The organism is Micromonospora sp. NPDC023633, from assembly GCF_040640035.1.
Lineage (GTDB): Bacteria > Actinomycetota > Actinomycetes > Mycobacteriales > Micromonosporaceae > Micromonospora.
This window is the reverse complement of the sequence record NZ_JBFABB010000093.1, coordinates 11,667-28,667: the sequence shown is the minus strand read 5'-3', so window position 1 is coordinate 28,667 and position 17,001 is coordinate 11,667. Positions and strand designations below refer to the sequence as shown.

Annotated in this window: 14 protein-coding genes; 2 read left to right on the top strand and 12 right to left on the bottom strand. The window is 73.3% G+C overall.

The annotated features are described in order from the left end of the window. The 12 genes from AB0G13_RS25055 to AB0G13_RS25000 all read right to left on the bottom strand — a co-directional run. Window positions 1-286 (bottom strand): UbiA family prenyltransferase (locus AB0G13_RS25055; RefSeq protein ID WP_357878704.1); only part of this gene is annotated, 286 nt, incomplete at its 3' end. Continuing rightward, window positions 270-1,430 (bottom strand): inositol-3-phosphate synthase, encoded by a 1,161-nt coding sequence (locus AB0G13_RS25050; protein ID WP_357878701.1) that lies wholly within the window; start codon window positions 1,428-1,430, stop codon window positions 270-272. The genes AB0G13_RS25055 and AB0G13_RS25050, both read right to left, overlap by 17 nt. A 486-nt stretch (window positions 1,431-1,916) precedes the next feature. After that, a complete protein-coding gene (locus AB0G13_RS25045) occupies window positions 1,917-3,155 on the bottom strand; it encodes a Gfo/Idh/MocA family oxidoreductase (RefSeq protein WP_357878698.1) in 1,239 nt (412 codons plus the stop codon). Window positions 3,156-3,175: 20 nt separating this feature from the next. Further along, window positions 3,176-4,231: a substrate-binding domain-containing protein gene (locus AB0G13_RS25040; protein ID WP_357878695.1), complete on the bottom strand. Its 1,056-nt coding sequence runs from the start codon at window positions 4,229-4,231 to the stop codon at window positions 3,176-3,178. Window positions 4,232-4,353: 122 nt separating this feature from the next. Further along, on the bottom strand, window positions 4,354-5,478 hold the full coding sequence (locus AB0G13_RS25035) for an ABC transporter permease (protein WP_357878692.1): 1,125 nt from the start codon (window positions 5,476-5,478) through the stop codon (window positions 4,354-4,356). After that, window positions 5,475-6,986: a sugar ABC transporter ATP-binding protein gene (locus AB0G13_RS25030; RefSeq protein ID WP_357878713.1), complete on the bottom strand. Its 1,512-nt coding sequence runs from the start codon at window positions 6,984-6,986 to the stop codon at window positions 5,475-5,477. Before AB0G13_RS25030 ends, AB0G13_RS25035 begins: the two co-directional genes overlap by 4 nt. A gap of 178 nt (window positions 6,987-7,164) precedes the next feature. Next, on the bottom strand, window positions 7,165-8,343 hold the full coding sequence (locus AB0G13_RS25025) for an ROK family protein (protein ID WP_357878689.1): 1,179 nt from the start codon (window positions 8,341-8,343) through the stop codon (window positions 7,165-7,167). Window positions 8,344-8,661: 318 nt separating this feature from the next. Next, window positions 8,662-9,780 (bottom strand): YihY/virulence factor BrkB family protein, encoded by a 1,119-nt coding sequence (locus AB0G13_RS25020; protein ID WP_357878686.1) that lies wholly within the window; start codon window positions 9,778-9,780, stop codon window positions 8,662-8,664. Between the two features lie 66 nt (window positions 9,781-9,846). Beyond that, window positions 9,847-10,656, bottom strand: coding sequence for an ABC transporter permease (locus AB0G13_RS25015; protein WP_357878683.1), 810 nt, complete (start codon window positions 10,654-10,656; stop codon window positions 9,847-9,849). A 10-nt stretch (window positions 10,657-10,666) separates the two neighbouring features. Beyond that, window positions 10,667-11,467: an ABC transporter permease gene (locus AB0G13_RS25010; RefSeq protein WP_357878710.1), complete on the bottom strand. Its 801-nt coding sequence runs from the start codon at window positions 11,465-11,467 to the stop codon at window positions 10,667-10,669. Window positions 11,468-11,590: 123 nt separating this feature from the next. Next, complete coding sequence (locus AB0G13_RS25005) at window positions 11,591-12,133, bottom strand: hypothetical protein (protein WP_357878680.1); 543 nt, start codon at window positions 12,131-12,133, stop codon at window positions 11,591-11,593. A gap of 156 nt (window positions 12,134-12,289) precedes the next feature. Continuing rightward, complete coding sequence (locus tag AB0G13_RS25000) at window positions 12,290-13,222, bottom strand: ABC transporter ATP-binding protein (RefSeq protein ID WP_357878677.1); 933 nt, start codon at window positions 13,220-13,222, stop codon at window positions 12,290-12,292. A gap of 478 nt (window positions 13,223-13,700) precedes the next feature. Between AB0G13_RS25000 and AB0G13_RS24995 the strand changes: the two genes are divergently transcribed. Beyond that, a complete protein-coding gene (locus AB0G13_RS24995) occupies window positions 13,701-15,863 on the top strand; it encodes a TRAP transporter fused permease subunit (protein WP_357878674.1) in 2,163 nt (720 codons plus the stop codon). Then, entirely contained in the window at window positions 15,860-16,879 is a 1,020-nt protein-coding gene (locus AB0G13_RS24990; RefSeq protein ID WP_357878671.1) for a TAXI family TRAP transporter solute-binding subunit, read from the top strand. Before AB0G13_RS24995 ends, AB0G13_RS24990 begins: the two co-directional genes overlap by 4 nt. The last annotated feature ends 122 nt before the right edge of the window (window positions 16,880-17,001 follow it).

Genomic DNA, 17,001 nt, shown 5'->3' with positions numbered 1-17,001 from the left:
GCGCGACCCCGGCGGCGGTGAGCCCGGCGGCGAGGCCGAGCGCGGCCCCGGGGGCCACCCGGCCGCTGGGGATGGGCCGCTCGGGGCGCTCCACGGCGTCCAGCCGGCGGTCGGCCCAGTCGTTGGCGGCCATCCCCGCCCAGTAGAGCAGGACGGACGCGGCGGCCAACGCGGGCGTACGCCGGCCGAGCGCCCCGGCGGCCGCCGCCCCGGCGACGACGTCCCCGGGCACCGACAGCGCGGCGGGCGCCCGGACGAGTTCGGCGAGGTCAGCGAGGCGCGGCATCGGTGCCTCCCGCGTGCAGGCGGCGGGTGAGGCCGCACAGCCGGGTCCACTGGTCGGCCAGCGAGTGGGTGGGCGTGCCGAGCGGGTCCTTGAAGAAGAAGGCGAGGTCGGTCAGGGGGCCGGCGTGGCCGGCGGCGTGCGCGGCGGCGGTGAGCCGGGCCAGGTCGAGCACGAGGGGCGCGGCCAGGGCGGAGTCGCAGCCTTGCCAGGTGAACTCCATCCGCATCCCGGTGCCGAGGAACCCGTCGAAGGTGATCAGGTCCCAGGCGGTCTTGAAGTCGCCCAGCGCCTCGACGTACTCGATCCGTGTGCCGCCCTGCGGCAGGTGGCCGAGGGTCTCGCCGAGCACCCGCTGCTTGCTCTCCGTCTTGGCCGAGTTGGCCGCCGGGTCGGCGAGGGTGGCGCCGTCGCCGCCGCCGAGCAGGTTGATCCCGGACCAGGAGCGCACGGCGAGGTGCCGCATCGCGAACATCGGGGCGAGCACGGACTTGACCAGGGTCTCCCCCGTCTTGCCGTCGTGCCCGGCGTACGGGATCCCGCCCTCGGCGGCCAGCGCCGTCAGGGCCGGCAGCCGCAGCCCGGTGGACGGGGTGAAGTCGACGTACGGGCAACCCGCCCGCACCGCCGCGTACGCGTAGAGGGAGCTGGGCGGCAGCACCTCGTCGCCGCCGGCGAGCGCGGCCCGCAGCGCGTCCGGGTCGGCGTGCCCGGGATGCGGGCGGGCGGCCGGTTCGGTGGCCGAGACGTTGACCACCACCACCCGGTCCAGCCGGTGCCGGCGGCGGAAGTCGGCGAGGTCGCGTACGGTCGCGGCGGCCCGGTCCGCCTGGGTGCCGCCGGCGGGGGCCGGGCGCAGCTCGCGTTCGACGGCGGCCAGTTCGTCGGTGAGGGCGGCGACCAGCCGGGCGGGCAGCACCCCGGCGGCGGCCAGGGCCTCGGCTCGTTTCGCCAGCGGGGTGGTGACGACGTCGTGCCCGCCGAAGGCCAGGTCGGTGAAGGCCGGCAGGGCGGGCCCGCGCAGGTCGGGCAGCTCGGTGACGCAGCCGGTCGGGCCGGTGAGCCCGGACCGCAGGGCGAGCGCCCCCACGATGCTGGTGGTCGCGACCGAGCCGCGCGCTCCCACCAACCAGACACCCGTACGCATGGTGCTCCTTCCCGCTCAGGAGGAACCAGCCGTGCATTGAGTTATATGAATATCAGAAGTTTGTTCAGAAAGATATGGATCTGTGCGGATGGGCCCCGTCCGCCGGCCGCCCCGGGAGGAGCCCACCGGTCCGGTGTCGACGTCGGCGGCGACGACCCCGGCCCGGTTCCCGATGCGGGCGCGGACGGACGGGGCTGGCAGGCAGGGCCGGTCGGCGTCTCGTCCCTGCCTCCCCCGCATCCGCCGGCCGGGACGACGGCGCGCACCGACCGGACGTCGTGGGGTGACGCGGCCCGGCGGGGCCGCCGGGTGGTGACGGTCCTCCGGTGCGACCGGGGAATCCCGGTCCGGCCGCACCGGACGACCGTCCTGCTCGTGCGTCACCGGGCCACGCCGGCCCGGTGAGCACGTCCTCCGGTCCCGACCTCGTCCCGGCCGCGGGGCGCAACCGCGGCCGGGCCCTCGCCGGTCGGCGCCGGAGTCGACTCAGGCGGCGACCGTGGCCAGGGCCGGCTCCACCTCGGTCCACGAGGAGCCGAGCTCCGCCGACCGGGTCACCGCGTCCAGCACCAGCTGGACCTGCAACCCGTCGACGAAGGAGGGAGCCGGGTCGACGCCGGTGGCGACCGCCTCGATGAAGTCGCGCGCCTGGTGGGTGAAGGAGTGCTCGTAGCCGATGAGGTGGCCGGGCGGCCACCAGGCGGACATGTACGGATGCTCCCCCTCGGTCACCAGGATGCGGGTGAAACCCTGCTCGGCGGCCGGTTTCGTCGCGTCGTAGAACTCCAGCTCGTTGAGGCGCTCCAGGTCGAAGGCCACCGTGCCCAGCGAGCCGTTGATCTCCACCCGGAGGGCGTTCTTGCGCCCCGTGGCGAACCGGCTCGCCTCGTACGTGGCCAGCGCGCCGCCGTCGAGCCGGGCCACGAAGACCGCCGCGTCGTCGACGGTGACCAGCCCGGTGGCCGGACGGTGACCGTCGGCGCCGTCCACCGCCGGCGCCGTCCCGTCCACCGTCGCCGCCAGCCCGTTCGACCCGGCCGGCAGCGGCCGTTCCTTGACGAACGTCTCGGTGATCGCGCTGACCCCGGTGATCCGTTGGCCGGTGACGTACTGGGTCAGGTCGATGATGTGCGCGCCGATGTCGCCGAGCGCGCCGGAGCCGGCCCGGTCCCGCTGCAACCGCCAGACCAGGGGGAACTGCGGGTCCACGATCCAGTCCTGCAGGTACGTCGCCCGGACGTGCCGGATCACCCCGAGCCGCCCGTCGGCGACGAGCTGGCGCATCATCGCGACCGCCGGCACCCGTCGGTAGTTGAACCCGCACATCGACCGCACCCCGGCGGCCTGCGCGGTGACCGCCGCGGCGGCCATCGCCCGGGCCTCGGAGATCGTGTTGGCCAACGGCTTCTCGCACAGCACGTGCTTGCCGGCGGCCAGCGCGGCGAGGGCGATCTCGGCGTGGCTGTCCCCGGGCGTGCAGACGTCGACCACGTCGATGTCGTCGGAGGCGACCAGGTCGCGCCAGTCGGTCGTGTACGCGTCCCAGCCGAGCCGGTCGGCGGCGTCGGCCACCTTCCCGGCGTCCCGGCCGCAGACCAGCGACATCCGGGCCCGCGTCGGCAGGTCGAACACCCGGTTCACGGTGCGCCACGCCTGCGAGTGCGCGGCGCCCATGAACGCGTAGCCGACCATGCCGACCCGCAGTTCTCTGTCTGTCGTGGACAAGGTGGGTCTCCCCCCGTGTGTCAGAACCCGAGCTTGAGGTAGTTGCCCGCGTTCTCCTTGGTGATCGTCTCGGAGGCGAGGATGATCTCCTTGGGTACCTGGAGTTCCACCAGGTCGGACATGCCCTTGCCCTGGCCGATCAGCCGGGCCAGGGAGATGGCCGAGGAGGCCATCGAGGGGCTGTAGGTCACGGTCGCCTTGAGCACCGTGTTGTCCGCCTGGATGTCCTCCATGGCCTTCTTCGAGCCGGCGCCGCCGACCATGAAGAACTCCTTGCGGCCGCTCTGGTTGACCGCGGCCAGCACGCCGATGCCCTGGTCGTCGTCGTGGTTCCAGAGCGCGTCGATCTTCGGCAGGGCCTGGAGCAGCTGCGCCGCCTCCTGCTGCCCCGAGTCGGCCGTGAACCGGGCCGCCCGGCGGTTGGCGACCTTGAAACCGCTCGCCGTCAGGGTGTCGACGAAGCCCTTCGACCGCTCCTGGGTCAGCTCCAGCTCGTCCATGCCGGCGATCTCGCCGATCACCGGGTTGCTGATGCCCTTGGCCTTGAACTGCTCGATCATGTAGGTGGCGGCGGCCACGCCCATGCCGTAGTTGTCGCCCTTGATCTGGAGCCGGTAGGCCCGCGCGTCGGGGAAGGCCCGGTCCAGGTTGACCACCGGGACGCCGGCCTTCATCGCCTCCAGGCCGAACGCGTTGAGCTCCTTGCCGTCGTGCGGCAGCAGCACGATCACGTCCGGCTTCTGCGAGATCAGCGTGGACAGCGCCGCCCGCTGGGCCGCCGCGTCCGCGCCGGCCTCGACCGACTTGAACTCCACGTCGGAGTACGCCCCGGCCTGCGCCTTGGCGTTGTTGGTGATGGCGGCGATCCAGCCGTGGTCCGCGGCCGGCGCGGAGAAGCCGATGACGACCCGCTTGCCGGGCTCGCTGTTGCCGCCCGGCGCGGCTGCCGCCTTGGTCTGCGCCTCGGTCGGCTGGGCTTCGTTGCTGGTGCAGCCGGCGAGCAGCACGCCGGCGCCGACGGCGGCCCCGCCGAAGAGCAGTCGGCGGCGCGACATGTCGCGACTGTGCTGGGTCATGACGACCTCCTGGGTTGACGGTGGTGGAGGAAATCTCGCGGTGCGGTACGGGAGAGGGCGTGCGGGGCCCGGCCACCGTCACTCGGGTGGCCCGGATGCCGCGCGGGTCGGTGCGGTGCGGGTCAGGTGGTGGTGAGCCGGTTGCGGCGCAGGAACTGGGTGAGGCTGCGGAACTGGACCTGCTGGACCAGGACGGCGGCGACGATGATGCCGCCCTTGACCATGTTCTGGGCCTCCGTGGAGAGGCCGTTGATGGCGAAGAGGTTGGTGATGGTGGCGAAGATGACCACCCCGAGCAGGGAACCGATGATGGTGCCCCGCCCGCCGCTGAGCAGCGTGCCGCCGATGATCGCGGCGGCGATCGCGTCCAGCTCGTAGAGGTTCGCCATCGCCGCCTGCGCCGAGTTGGCCTGGGCGGTGAGCATGATGGCGGCGATCCCGCAGCAGAGGCCGGAGAGCGCGTAGAGCAGCACGGTGTGCCGCCGGACGTTGATGCCGGCGAGCCGGGCGGCCTCCGGGTTGCCGCCGACGGCGACCGTACGCCGGCCGAAGGTGGTGCGGTTGAGCAGCACCCAGCCGGCGGCGACCACGGCGGCCAGGATGTAGACCAGCAGCGGGATGCCGAGCAGGCTGTTGCTGGCGAGGCCGTTGATGAAGGCGTTGTCCGAGACCTGGGTCTGCTTGTCGGAGATCTCGGCGGCCAGGCCCCGGGCGGCCACCAGCATGGCCAGGGTGGCGATGAACGGCACCAGCCGGCCGTACGAGATGAGCAGCCCGTTGACCAGGCCGACCGCCAGCCCGACGGTGAGCGCGCTGAAGATCATGCCGCCGGCGCCGTAGCTCTGGGTGGCGACCGTGGTGCACCAGACGCCGGCCAGCGCGACGATCGCGCCGACCGAGAGGTCGATGCCGCCGCCGATGATCACGAAGGTCATCCCGACGGTGACCACGCCGACCACGGCCGCCAGCTTGAGGATGCTCAGGACGTTGTCCCACACCCAGTCCGGGTCGGAGTACAGGTCGGAGCGGGTGAGGGCGCCGATCACGACGAGCACGGCCAGGACGCCGAGCAGGCCGAGGTTGCGGCGGGCGCCCTCGCCGCCGTCGCCCCGCCACCAGGAGATCCGGCCCGGGGTCGCCACCTTGTGGACCGCCCCGGCGGTCTCCCCTGGATCCACCGGCGGCGACTGTGCCGGCAGCTGCGCCGCCCGCTCCGGCGCGGCGGTGGGAGTAGGACCTTCGGTCATGCGGGTGCGCCTTCCATCAGGGACCCCGCCATGACGAGGTCGAGCACGGTGTTCTCGTCGAGTTCGCCGGCCGAGGCCTCGCGGACGACCCGCCCCTCCCGCATCACCAGCACCCGGTCGGCCAGGCCGAGCACCTCGGGGACCTCGCTGGAGACCAGCAGCACCCCGACGCCGCGTGCGGCCAGCCCCCGGATCACCTGGTAGAGCTCCGCCCGGGCGCCGACGTCGACGCCCCGGGTCGGCTCGTCGAGCAGCAGCAGCCGGGTGTCGCCGAGCAGCCAGCGGCCGACCACCACCTTCTGCTGGTTGCCGCCGGAGAGGGTGCGCACCGGCCGGCGGACGTCGCGGGGGCGCAGCTCCAGGCTCTCGGCGATCCGGTCCGCCTCGGCCCGCTCCCGCCCGACGTCGGTGAACCCGGCGCGGGCGTAGCGGGCGAAGGTCGCCAGGGTCACGTTGCGGTAGATCGGCTCGCCCAGCAGCAGCGCCTGGCTCTTGCGCTCCTCGGGGGCCATCCCCATGCCCGCCCGCACCGCCGCGCCGACGTTGCCGGGACGCAGCGCCCGGCCGGCCATCCGCACCGAGCCGGCCTCGGCGCGGCGCGCGCCGTAGATGGTCTCCAGCAGCTCGGAGCGGCCCGAGCCGACCAGTCCGGCGATGCCGACGATCTCGCCGGCCCGGACCCTGAGCGAGACGTCGGCGAACTCGCCGGCCCGGGTCAGCCCCTCCACCGTGAGCAGTTCCGCGCCGTCGGCCGCGCCGGCCGGGCGGTCCGGGAAGACGTACTCGATGGTGCGGCCGGTCATCCGGCTGACCAGATCGCGGGTCGGGGTGTCGCGGGCCGACAGGTTCGCCGCGGTGGTCCGGCCGTCCTTGAGTACGGTGACCCGGTCGCCGATCTCGCGGATCTCCTCCAGCCGGTGCGAGATGTAGATGACGGCGATGCCCTGCGCGGTCAGCTCCCGGATGATCCGGAACAGGTTGCCGACCTCGTCGTGGGCCAGCACGGCGCTCGGCTCGTCCATGATGATCAGCCGGGCCTCGTGGGAGAGCGCGCGGGCCATGCTGACGATCTGCTTGCCCGCGGCGGGCAGCGCGCGCACCATCCGCCCGGGCGGGATCTCGGCGTGGCCGAGCCGGCCGAGGATCTGCCGGGTACGCCGGGCCATGGCGCCCCGCCGGACGAAGCCGAGCCGGCGCGGCTCGTGACCGAGGAAGGCGTTCTCCGCGACCGAGAGGTCCTCGACCAGGTCGAGTTCCTGGTAGATGGTGGCGATGCCGGCGCGCATGGCGGCCTGCGGGTTGGCGAAGGTGGCCGGCTCGCCCCGCCACTCGAGGAGCCCCGAGTCGGGCCGGTGCACCCCGGCCAGCACCTTGATCAGGGTGGACTTGCCGGCGCCGTTCTGCCCGAGCAGGCAGTGCACCTCGCCGGCGCGCACCTCCAGCTGCACCCCGTCCAGGGCCCGTACGCCCGGGAAGGTCTTGACCACGTCGGTGAGGCGCAGCACCACCTCGCCCGCGACGGCGTCGGCGGGCGCCCCGACCAGCGGGGCGCCGGCGGAAACGACCTCCGCCGGCCCGGCGGCGGGCGGCTCCTCGGTTCGGGCCACGGTCTCCTCCTCGCGCTCGGTCACGGCGCCTTCTTCGTTCGCGACTGCGGGGCTCGCAGACCCGGCTCACTCCTCGCGCTCACGACGCCTCCCCGAAGGCGACGTCGCTGGCGAGCACGGCCGCGCCGGCCACGCCGGCCCGCGGGCCGAGTTCGGAGAGGACGACGGGAAGGTTGCCGGTGGCCAGCGGCAGCGACCGGCGGTAGACCACGCTGCGGATCTCGGCGAGGAGGATGTGCCCGAGCTGGGCGAGCCCCCCGCCGATCACGATCATCGACGGGTTGGTGAAGCTGACCAGCCCGGCCAGGACTCCACCGACCCGCCGACCCCCGTCGCGGATCAGCTGGATGCAGGCCACGTCCCCCTCGACGGCACCTCCGGCGACGTCGAGGGCGGTCACCGCGCCGCGCGCGGCGAGCCGTTCGGCCAGCGCGGGCGACACCCCGCTGCGTGCGGCGGCGGTCGCGTCCTTGGCCAGCGCGGCCCCGCTGAACAGCGCCTCCAGGCAGCCGACGTTGCCGCAGGAGCACATCGGACCGTGCGCGTCGACCTGGATGTGGCCGATGTCCCCGGCGCAGCCGTCGGTGCCCCGGTAGACCTCGCCGCTGAGGTAGATCCCGCACCCTATTCCGGTACCGATCTTCACGAAGAGGAAGTCGTCCACGGAGTGGGCAACCCCGCCGTGCCGCTCCCCGATCGCCATGATGTTGACGTCGTTGTCGACCACCGCCGGGCAGCCGTGCTCGCGGGTGAGCAGCTCGCGCACCGGGAACCGGTCCCAGCCCGGCATGATCGGCGGGGAGACCGGCACGCCGTCGCGGAAGCTGACCGGGCCGGGCACCCCGATGCCGACGGCGTCGAGCCGCTCGTATGCGCCGTCCACCCGCGCCTTGTGCAGCAGCTCGTTGACCCGCTGGAGGATCACCTTCGGGCCGGTGCGGATGTCGGCCGGCTCGGCGTACGCGGCGACCGGCTCCAGCCGGCCGTTGACCACCTCGACGTCGATGGAGCTGGCGCCGAGGTCGACGGCGGCGAAGCGCAGGTGCGGGCTCAGCTCGACCAGGGTGGAGCGGCGACCGCCCCGGGAGGCGGCCAGCCCCGCCTCGGCGACGTAGCCGAGGCCGACGAGCCGTTCCAGCTCCGCCAGCAGCCGGGGGCGGGGCATCTGCAGCCGGTCGCCCAGCTCGGCCCGGGACACGGCCCCCTCGTCACGGAGCAGCCGCAGCAGCCGTACGTGCAGGGGATCGACGGACCGCACCGGACTCACCTCTTCGCGGGGCTCGTTCACATCGACGTAATGCCGAGGTGTCGTGCCCGACACAGTAGGAGTGTTCCGAGTCACATGTCCAGAGCTTCGGCCGATCTGACGCAAACTTTTGTCCGTTCGAGCAAAAGCCTCGGGCGGATCAAGAAAAGCCCGCCGCCGCCGCGGGCCGCCGCGATCCCGCACCCGCCCTGGCGGGGGCGCGTGTCCGGGCAGGAAGCAGAGCCACAGGCACCATCGCGGGGTGGGCAGCACGCCGCCCCGCCACCGGGGAGGGTGGCGGGGCGGCGGAGATGGCGGGGCGGCTGGAGGTCAGCGGCGGTTGGCGGCGTTGCGCTTCTTCTTGAGCTTGCGGTCGTCGCGCAGTTCGACGTACGGCTCCTCGTCCGGGGAGTGGCCCGCCTCGATGGCGCGGCTGCGCTCCAACTCGGCGTCGAACTCCGCGCCGAGGAGGATCGCGATGTTGCTCAGCCACAGCCAGATCAGGAAGACGATCACGCCGGCGAGTGCCCCGTACGTCTTGTTGTACGAGCCGAAGTTGCTGACGTAGAGCGCGAACAGGCCCGAGATCACCAGCCAGATCACCACGGCCAGCACCCCGCCGGGGCTGACCCAGCGGAACCCGCCGTGCCGCGCGTTCGGCGACGCCCAGTAGAGGATCGCGAACATCAGGCTGACCAGGAGCAGCAGCACCGGCCACTTGGCGATGTTCCACACGGTCACCGCCGTGGAGCCCAGCCCGATCGCCTCCCCGACCTGCTCGGCGAGGCCGCCGGTGAAGACCACGATCACCGCGCTGGCCAGCAGCATCACGCCGATCACCGCGGTCACCCCGACCCGGATCGGCAGCGTCTTCCAGATCGGGCGCCCCTCCGGCACGTCGTAGATGGTGTTGGAGGCGCGCATGAACGCGGCGATGTAACCCGACGCCGACCAGAACGCGGCCAGCAGACCGAGGATCGCGGCGAAGCCGGCGAAGCCGCCGCTCTGCTGCGCCTGGTCGATCGCCCCCTCGACGATCTGCCGGATCTCCCCCTGCGGGACCGCCTGGTTGACGGTGTCCTTGACGCCCTGCGTCGCACCCGGGCCGAGCAGGCCGAGGATCGAGACCAGCACCAGCAGGCCGGGGAAGATGGAGAGCACCCCGTAGTACGTCAGCGCCGCCGCCCAGTCGGTCAGGCTGTCGTCCTGGAACTCCCGCACCGTGCGGCGCAGCGCGGCCTTCCAGCCGGCGCCCGGCAGCTCGGCCGGGCTGTCGGGGCCCTCGTCGGGCCCGACCGGGCCGCGACCCGGGCGGTGCCGCTCGGCACGCGCGGGGTCGGCCCCCCGGTCGGCGTGGCCCGTCCGGCGGTCGCCCACCCGGCCGGCGGCCACCGCCCCGGAATCGTCGCGGTCGCGCCCGCTGCGGGCGGAAGACTGGTCGGAGGCCATCGCCCCTCCCTCGTGCTCGGCGTGTCGTCCCCCTCGACATGCCCCGGCAGCGGCGACGGTTAACCCCTACCCGTAGAGCAACCTGCCCATCCGGCGCGAGGCGACCAGCAGCCCCACGGTCATCACCGTGAGCAGGTAGAGCACGTCGAGCACCCACTCCCCGCCGACCGTGCCCGTCGAGATGCCGCGGACGAGGTGCACCGCCCGGTAGAGCGGGGTCGCCTCGACCAGCCAACGCAGCACGGCGGGGTAGTCCTGGGCGGGCACGAACGTGCCGGAGAAGAGGAAGAGGGTGAACTGGGCGGAAGCCATCAGATCGAAGTCGTGCCAACTGCGCATGAGGGTCGAGATCGCCATTCCCAGCGCGCCGAAGGCGAAGCCGACCAGCACGGCCGCCGGGAGGGCGACCAGCGCCCGCGCGGCGGTGGTCAGGTCCATCGCCACCATCACCACGAGGAACGCGGCCGAGTAGGCGCTGCCCCGCAGCATCGCCCAGCCCAGCTCCCCCAGTGCGATCTCGAACGGCTGCACCGGGGTGGCGATCACCCCGTCGTACAGCTTCATGTACTTCAACTTGCCGTAGAAGTTGAAGGTCGTCTCGGCCAGCGCGCCGGACATCGCCGACGACGCGAGCATGGCGGGCGCGACGAACGCCGCGTAGGCGACGACCTCGCCGCCGGGCAGCGTGAGGTCGCCGATCAGCGCGCCCACCCCGACACCGATCGAGAACAGGTAGAGCAGCGGCTCGACGATGCCGGAGGCGAGCAGCAGCCAGTAGACGGGCTTCAGGGCCGCGACGTTGCGCTCGGCCACCGAGACCGATCGGCGGGACACGGCGGCGACGTTCACCAGCCGGGGCAGGACGAGAGCGACCACGGCACCCCTCCTAGACGACGAGCCTGCGGCGGAACGCGCGGCGGGCCAGCAGCCAGCCGGCGACCGACCAGGCCGCGAGATAGAGCAGGTGGCCGAGGACCGACCACTGCGGAGCGACACCGAGCGTCGCCGCCCGGCACAGGTCGACGGCGTGCCACAGCGGCGTCGCGTAGGCCAGCCAGCGCAGCGCCCCGGGCAGCGACTCCACCGGGAAGAAGACCCCGGCGAACAGGCTCATCGGGATCACCGCGAAGCGGAGCAGCATCGCCAGCCAGCTGTCGCTCGACACCACCGACGCGTACGCGAAGGTCGGCGCCGCGACGGCCAGGCCGAGCAGCACCACCACCGGGAGCGTGGCCAGCGCCCACGGCGAGCGCACCGCGCCGAACAGGGTCGTCACCAGCAGGAACGCCGCCGTGCTGCACAGCACCCGGAACAGCACGAACGCGAGGTGGCCGGTGAGGATGTCAACCACCCGCAGCGGCGCCGCGCTCTGCGCGAAGTAGGTCTTGATCCACTGGAACTTGCTGAACACCGGCCACGTCGACTCGCCGATCGCCACCTGCACGGCGGTCGACGCGATCAGGCCGGGCACGATCCAGTCCAGGTAACGCACCCCGCCGACGCCCTGGTCGACGTAGCCGCCGACGCCGACGCCGAACCCCAGCACGGTCAGCACCGGCAGCAGGAACGACGAGAAGAACCCGCCCCGCCAGGTGCGCCGGTAGCCGGCCAGATGGTGGGCCAGCACCGCCAGGGCGGGCACCCGGGGCAGCGGCGGCCGGGCCCGCTCCCGCGCCGACTCCGTCACGCTCACGCGACCACCCCGCCTCGCTCCGCGTCCACCACGACTTCCTATCCCGCCGGTACGACAGCCGCGGCCACCCTACGGCGCCCGGCCGGCCTGTCGTCCGCTTTCACGTCCGGGGCCGGGTCAGCGCCGCCGGAACGCGCGGACCAGCGCCAGCACCGCGTAGCCGAGCAGCAGCAGCCCCGCGCCGGTGCCCACGACGAGCCCCGCCGACACCGCCGAGGCGAGCGCGGTGACCAGCCCGGCCAGGGCGACGACGCACATCGCCACCCCGAGCGGCCACAGCAGCGGGTCGCCCAGCACCGGGACGAGGGGGAAGAAGTGCAGCCCCACCACGGCGCAGACCAGCACCGGGACGAACTCGGACCACCCGGCGAGGGCGAGCACGGCGGCGCCGAGCCCGGCGGCGGCGAACTCGGCGAGAACGACCAGCAGGTAGCGACGGTCGGCGGCGCGGTCCCGGCCGGCGTGCCCGGCGCCCCGGCTGCGCGCCACCACGACGGCTCCGGTCACCGCCGTAACCAGCGCCGCGCCGCTCGCGACCACCAGCAGGGCGCGCAGCGGCTGGTCGGCGGCCGGCACGCTGAACCAGATCGTCGCGAAGACGCCCAGGTAGAGCGCGGCGAGGCCGGCCTGGTGACGCGACTGGAACTCCAACCTCGACATGACACCCCCGGGTGTGTCGCCGGGCGGCCAAGGCGCCACCGGCCCGCCGATGCTACGGAACGGCCATCGCCGTCGCACCCCGCCGACCAGCGTGGCGGGGTGCCGGGCCCGCGCCGCAGGTGCTGCGGTGGCCGTGCGACGGACGCGCCCGCCCGGTCAGTCGACCAGGGTGCGGCCGGTGAGGTGGAGGAAGACGTCCTCCAGGCTGCTGCGCCGGACCAGCACGTTGGCCGGGCTCAGCCCGCGCGCGCCGACCTCGGCCACCGCCGCGTCGCCGTCGGACACGTAGAGCAGGATCCGGTCGGGCAGCACCTCGACCCGCTCCCCCAGGCCGTCGAGCTTGCCGGCGAACGCCTCCTGCGACTCGGCGGCGAACCGCAGCTCCACCACCTCCCGGGTGGAGTGCCGGTCGATCAGCGCGCGGGGCGAGCCCTCGGCGACGATCCGCCCGCCGTCCATCACGACCAGTCGGTCGCAGAGCTGCTCCGCCTCGTCCATGTAGTGCGTGGTGAGGACCAGCGTGACGCCCTGCTGCTTGAGCCGGAACAGCCGCTCCCACACCAGGTGCCGGGCCTGCGGGTCGAGGCCGGTCGTCGGCTCGTCGAGCAGGACGATCTCGGGCTCGTTGACCAGCGCGCGGGCGATGGTCAGCCGCCGCTTCATGCCGCCGGAGAGGGGCTCGACCAGGCTGTCGGCCCGCTCGGTGAGCTGGACGAAGTCGAGCAGCTCGGCGGCCCGCTCGCGGGCCACCCGGCGGGAGATGCCGAAGTAGCGCGCGTAGGTGGTGAGGTTCTCCCGGACGGTCAGCTCGGGATCGAGGTTGTCGAGCTGGGGGCAGACGCCGAGGCGGGCCCGGATCGCCGGCCCGTCGCGGACCGGATCCATGCCGAGGATGCGCAGCTCGCCCCCGCTGGGCGGGGAGGTGCACCCGACCATCCGCATGGTCGAGGACTTGCCGGCGCCGTTGGGCCCGAGGAAGCCGAACGCCTCGCCGGCACGCACCTCGACGTCGATGCCGTCGACGGCGGTGAAGTCGCCGAACCGCTTCACCAGCGCCCGCGCCTGGATGAGTGGTGGGGCCATGGTCACCGCCCGACCATAACCTCCGGTTCCGACACGTCCCGTCGGATCCGGCCGGCTCCCTCGCCGGGCGGTAGGGGTGGGGCCGGGCGACAGGAGTGGGGTCGGGCGGTAGGGGGCGTAGGTGCCCTGGTCAGGCCCCATCCGGCGACGGAGAGCGACGAAAACTACGCTGTGTGATCGCCCGGTGCGGCGGCGACGGCGCGGCGACGGCGGCGCGCCGCGAGGCCGGGCGTACGCCGCTACGGGACCAGAGTGGACGGATCGGATGGAACCCGCTCCCGGCTTGCCGCATTCTTACCAATTACGAACTCCGCCCGGCGACATATCCGGACTCAATTGTGGTCTCTCTGCGTAATCGGGAGTCCATTTAATCACTGGCTGCAATCATGATCAGCAATATTCCGCCGGGTATGTTATTCGCGTATCGTGCCCCCTCGTGCCACCAGTGCGTTCTTCCGGCGAGTCCCCCCAGCAGCCGTCCACCATGGGCACCGGGTCCCTGGACGACGGTCCGGTCCCGCTGCCGCCCGAGACGGACGACCGCTCCGATCCCACCGGCGCCACGACCGATGCACGGGATCTCGCCGCGCAGTTCGAGGACGAAAAGCCCGGGCGGCAACTGTCCGGGCCGATCGGCGTTCTGGTCACCGGAACGACGTTGGCGATCGCGTTGCTCGCCCTCTGGCAGGTGTTCGCCCCGCTGCCGCAGGGGAGCAAGTTCTACCTGATCATCTTCCTGGCCGGCATCCTGCCGATGGTCTTCCTGGCGTACCCGGCGGATCTGCGCCTGCCCCGGCGACCGCGCCGCACGGACGCGGACGGGCCGACCGACGCCACGCCGACGGACCGCTCCGGGCACCGGGGCCCCACCCTGCCCGACTGGGTCCTGGCCGGCGCGGCGCTGGTCAGCTGCCTCTACCCGGTGCTGCCCGTCGGCCTCGGTGCGGGCGGCGGCGGGTACGACGCCTTCCTCGACCGGCAGGGCCTGCTGGTCGGCCTGGACGTGGCGATGGGCACCGTCCTGCTGCTCCTGCTGCTGGAGGCGTGCCGCCGCACCACCGGATGGATCCTGCCGGCGGTCTGCGTGGTCTTCCTCGGCTACGGCTACTACGGCGGGCTGCTGCCCCAGTCCTGGCCGGTGGCCCACGCGGGCCTCGACTTCGGACAGATCATCGACAGCCTCTACAACTCCGACAGCGGCTTCTACGGCACCCCGCTCGACGTCGCGGCGACGTACATCGTGCTCTTCACCATCTACGGCGCGGTGCTGGACCTCTCCGGCGCCGGCCGGTTCTTCGTGGAGCTGTCGGCCGCCGCCTTCCGGCGCTCGCGGACGGCCGCCGGACGCACCGCCGTCGCCTCCGGTTTCCTGCTCGGCACCGTCTCCGGGTCCGGCGCGGCGACGACCGTCAGCATCGGCGCGGTCACCTGGCCGGTCCTGCGGCGGGCCGGCTACCCGCCGGAGCGGGCGGGTGGCATGCTCGCCGCGGCCGGCGTCGGGGCGATCCTCTCCCCGCCCACCCTCGGCGCGGCGGCCTTCATCATCGCCGAGTACCTCGGCGTGTCCTACCTCCAGGTGCTCGGCTGGGCGACCGTCCCGACGGTGCTCTACTACCTCGGCATCCTCCTCGCGGTCGAGATCGACGCCCGGCGCTCGGGCGTGCGGCCGGTGGTGATCGAGACGGCCTCCGCCGGCCGGCTGCTGGCCCGCTTCGGCTACCACTTCCTCTCGCTCTTCGCGATCGTCGGGCTGTTGGCCGTCGGCTTCTCCGCGACGAAGGCCGTGGTGCTGGCCACTGTCCTGGCCGCCGCGCTGTCCTTCCTCGACCGTCGGCACCGGCTCACCCCGGCCCGCCTGCTCGCCGCGCTGAGCGCCGGGGTGCGCGGGGTGCTCGCTGTGAGCGCGGTCTGCGCCGCCGCGGGCATCATCACCGCCACCACCACCAAGACCGGCCTCGGACCCCAGGCGGCGGCGCTGCTGGTCAGCGGGGCACAGGCCGTCAGCTCCGAGCCGGCCGTGGTGCTGGCGCTCACCGCGCTGCTCGCCGCCGTCGCCCTCACCCTGCTCGGGCTGGCCGTGCCGGTCACCGCGTCGTTCGTGATCGGCTGGGTGATCATCGGCCCGGCCCTGCTGGACCTGGGCGTCACCGCGCCCGCCGCGGCGATGTTCGTCTTCTACTTCGCGGTCCTGTCCGAGGCGTCCCCGCCGACCGCGCTCGCCGCGGTGGCCGCCGCCGCGGTGACCGGCGGCCGGCTGGTGCCGACCATGTGGCAGACCCTGCGGTACGCCCTGCCGGCCTACCTCATCCCGCTCGCCTTCGTGGTCACCCCGACCGGCCTCGGGCTGCTCGGCATCGGGGGCGCGCAGCGGATAGCGGTCGCCGGGACGGTCGCCGCCCTCAGCGTCGCCGTGCTGGCGGTGGCGGCGGGCGGCTGGCTGCCCGGCGTCGGCCCGGCCGGCACGCCGGAGCGGATCCTCGGCGCTCTCGCCGGGTTGACGCTGCTCTGGCTCGAACCCGTGCCCGTCACGATCGGCGCCGTCCTGGCCGCCGTCATGGTGGCGGGTGTGCTCGTCAGACGCGGATCCGCCGGCCGGACCGGCGGGCCGTCAGCAGTACAGGTGAACCATGGGGAGGAAAAACAGTGAGACGGATCAACGTGCGGATCGCCGCGGGGGTTGGTGCGCTGGCCCTCGTCGCGGCGGGCGCCGCCGGGTGCGGGGGCCGTCAGGGCGGCGCGACCAAGGACGACGCCGCCAGTGAGATCACCTGCAAGGTCACCGACAGCACCCGGGTCGGCATCGCCACCGGCAACGCCACCGGCGTCTACTACGTGGTCGGCAACGCCCTGGCCGGTCAGCTCTCCGGGGCGACCGAGGGCAAGCTGACCGGCACCGCCGCCGAGACCGGCGCCTCGGTGCAGAACATCGAGCAGCTCGTCGGCGGCCAGTACGACGTCGCCTTCTCCCTGTTCGACACGGCGGTGAACGCGGTGCAGGGCAAGGGCACCTTCACGGCCCCGCAGCCGGTCGAGGCGCTCGCCCGGATCTACGACAACTACACGCAGGTCGTCGTCCGGGCCGACTCGGGGATCAACTCGGTCGCCGACATGAAGGGCAAGAAGATCTCCACCGGCTCGCCCAAGTCCGGCACCGAGGTCATCGCCAACCGGCTGATGGAGGCCGCCGGCCTCGACCCGGCCAAGGACGTCCAGGCGCAGCGGCTCGACCTGACCAAGTCCGTCGAGGGTGTCAAGGACGGCAGCGTCGACGGGCTCTTCTGGTCGGGTGGGGTGCCCACGGGCGGCCTGACCGACCTGTTCACCACCGCCGGGGACAAGGTGAAGTTCATCGACATCACCCCGCTGCTGCCCAAGATGACCGAGATCAACCCGGCGTACCAGGCCGGGACCATCGGCGCGGACGTCTACAAGACCGCCGCGGACACCCCGACCATCGTGGTGCCGAACGTGCTGCTGGTCCGCAAGGACCTCAACGCGAACGTGGCCTGCGCGATCACCCGGACGGTGTTCGACAAGAAGGACGCCCTGGCCCAGGCCAACCCGGCCGCCAAGGGCATCAGCCTGGACAACGCCCGCAAGACCGACCCCGTACCGCTGCACCGGGGCGCGGCCAAGGCGTTGCAGGACCTCGGCGCGAGCTGACCCCTCGGTGCCGGGTCCGGGCCTCCCGCCCGGACCCGCCCGCCCCCCCCCCCCCCCCCCCCCGGCCCCGGGGGGGGGGCCCCCCCCCCCCCCCGCCGGCCGGCCCCCCCCCCCCCCCCCCC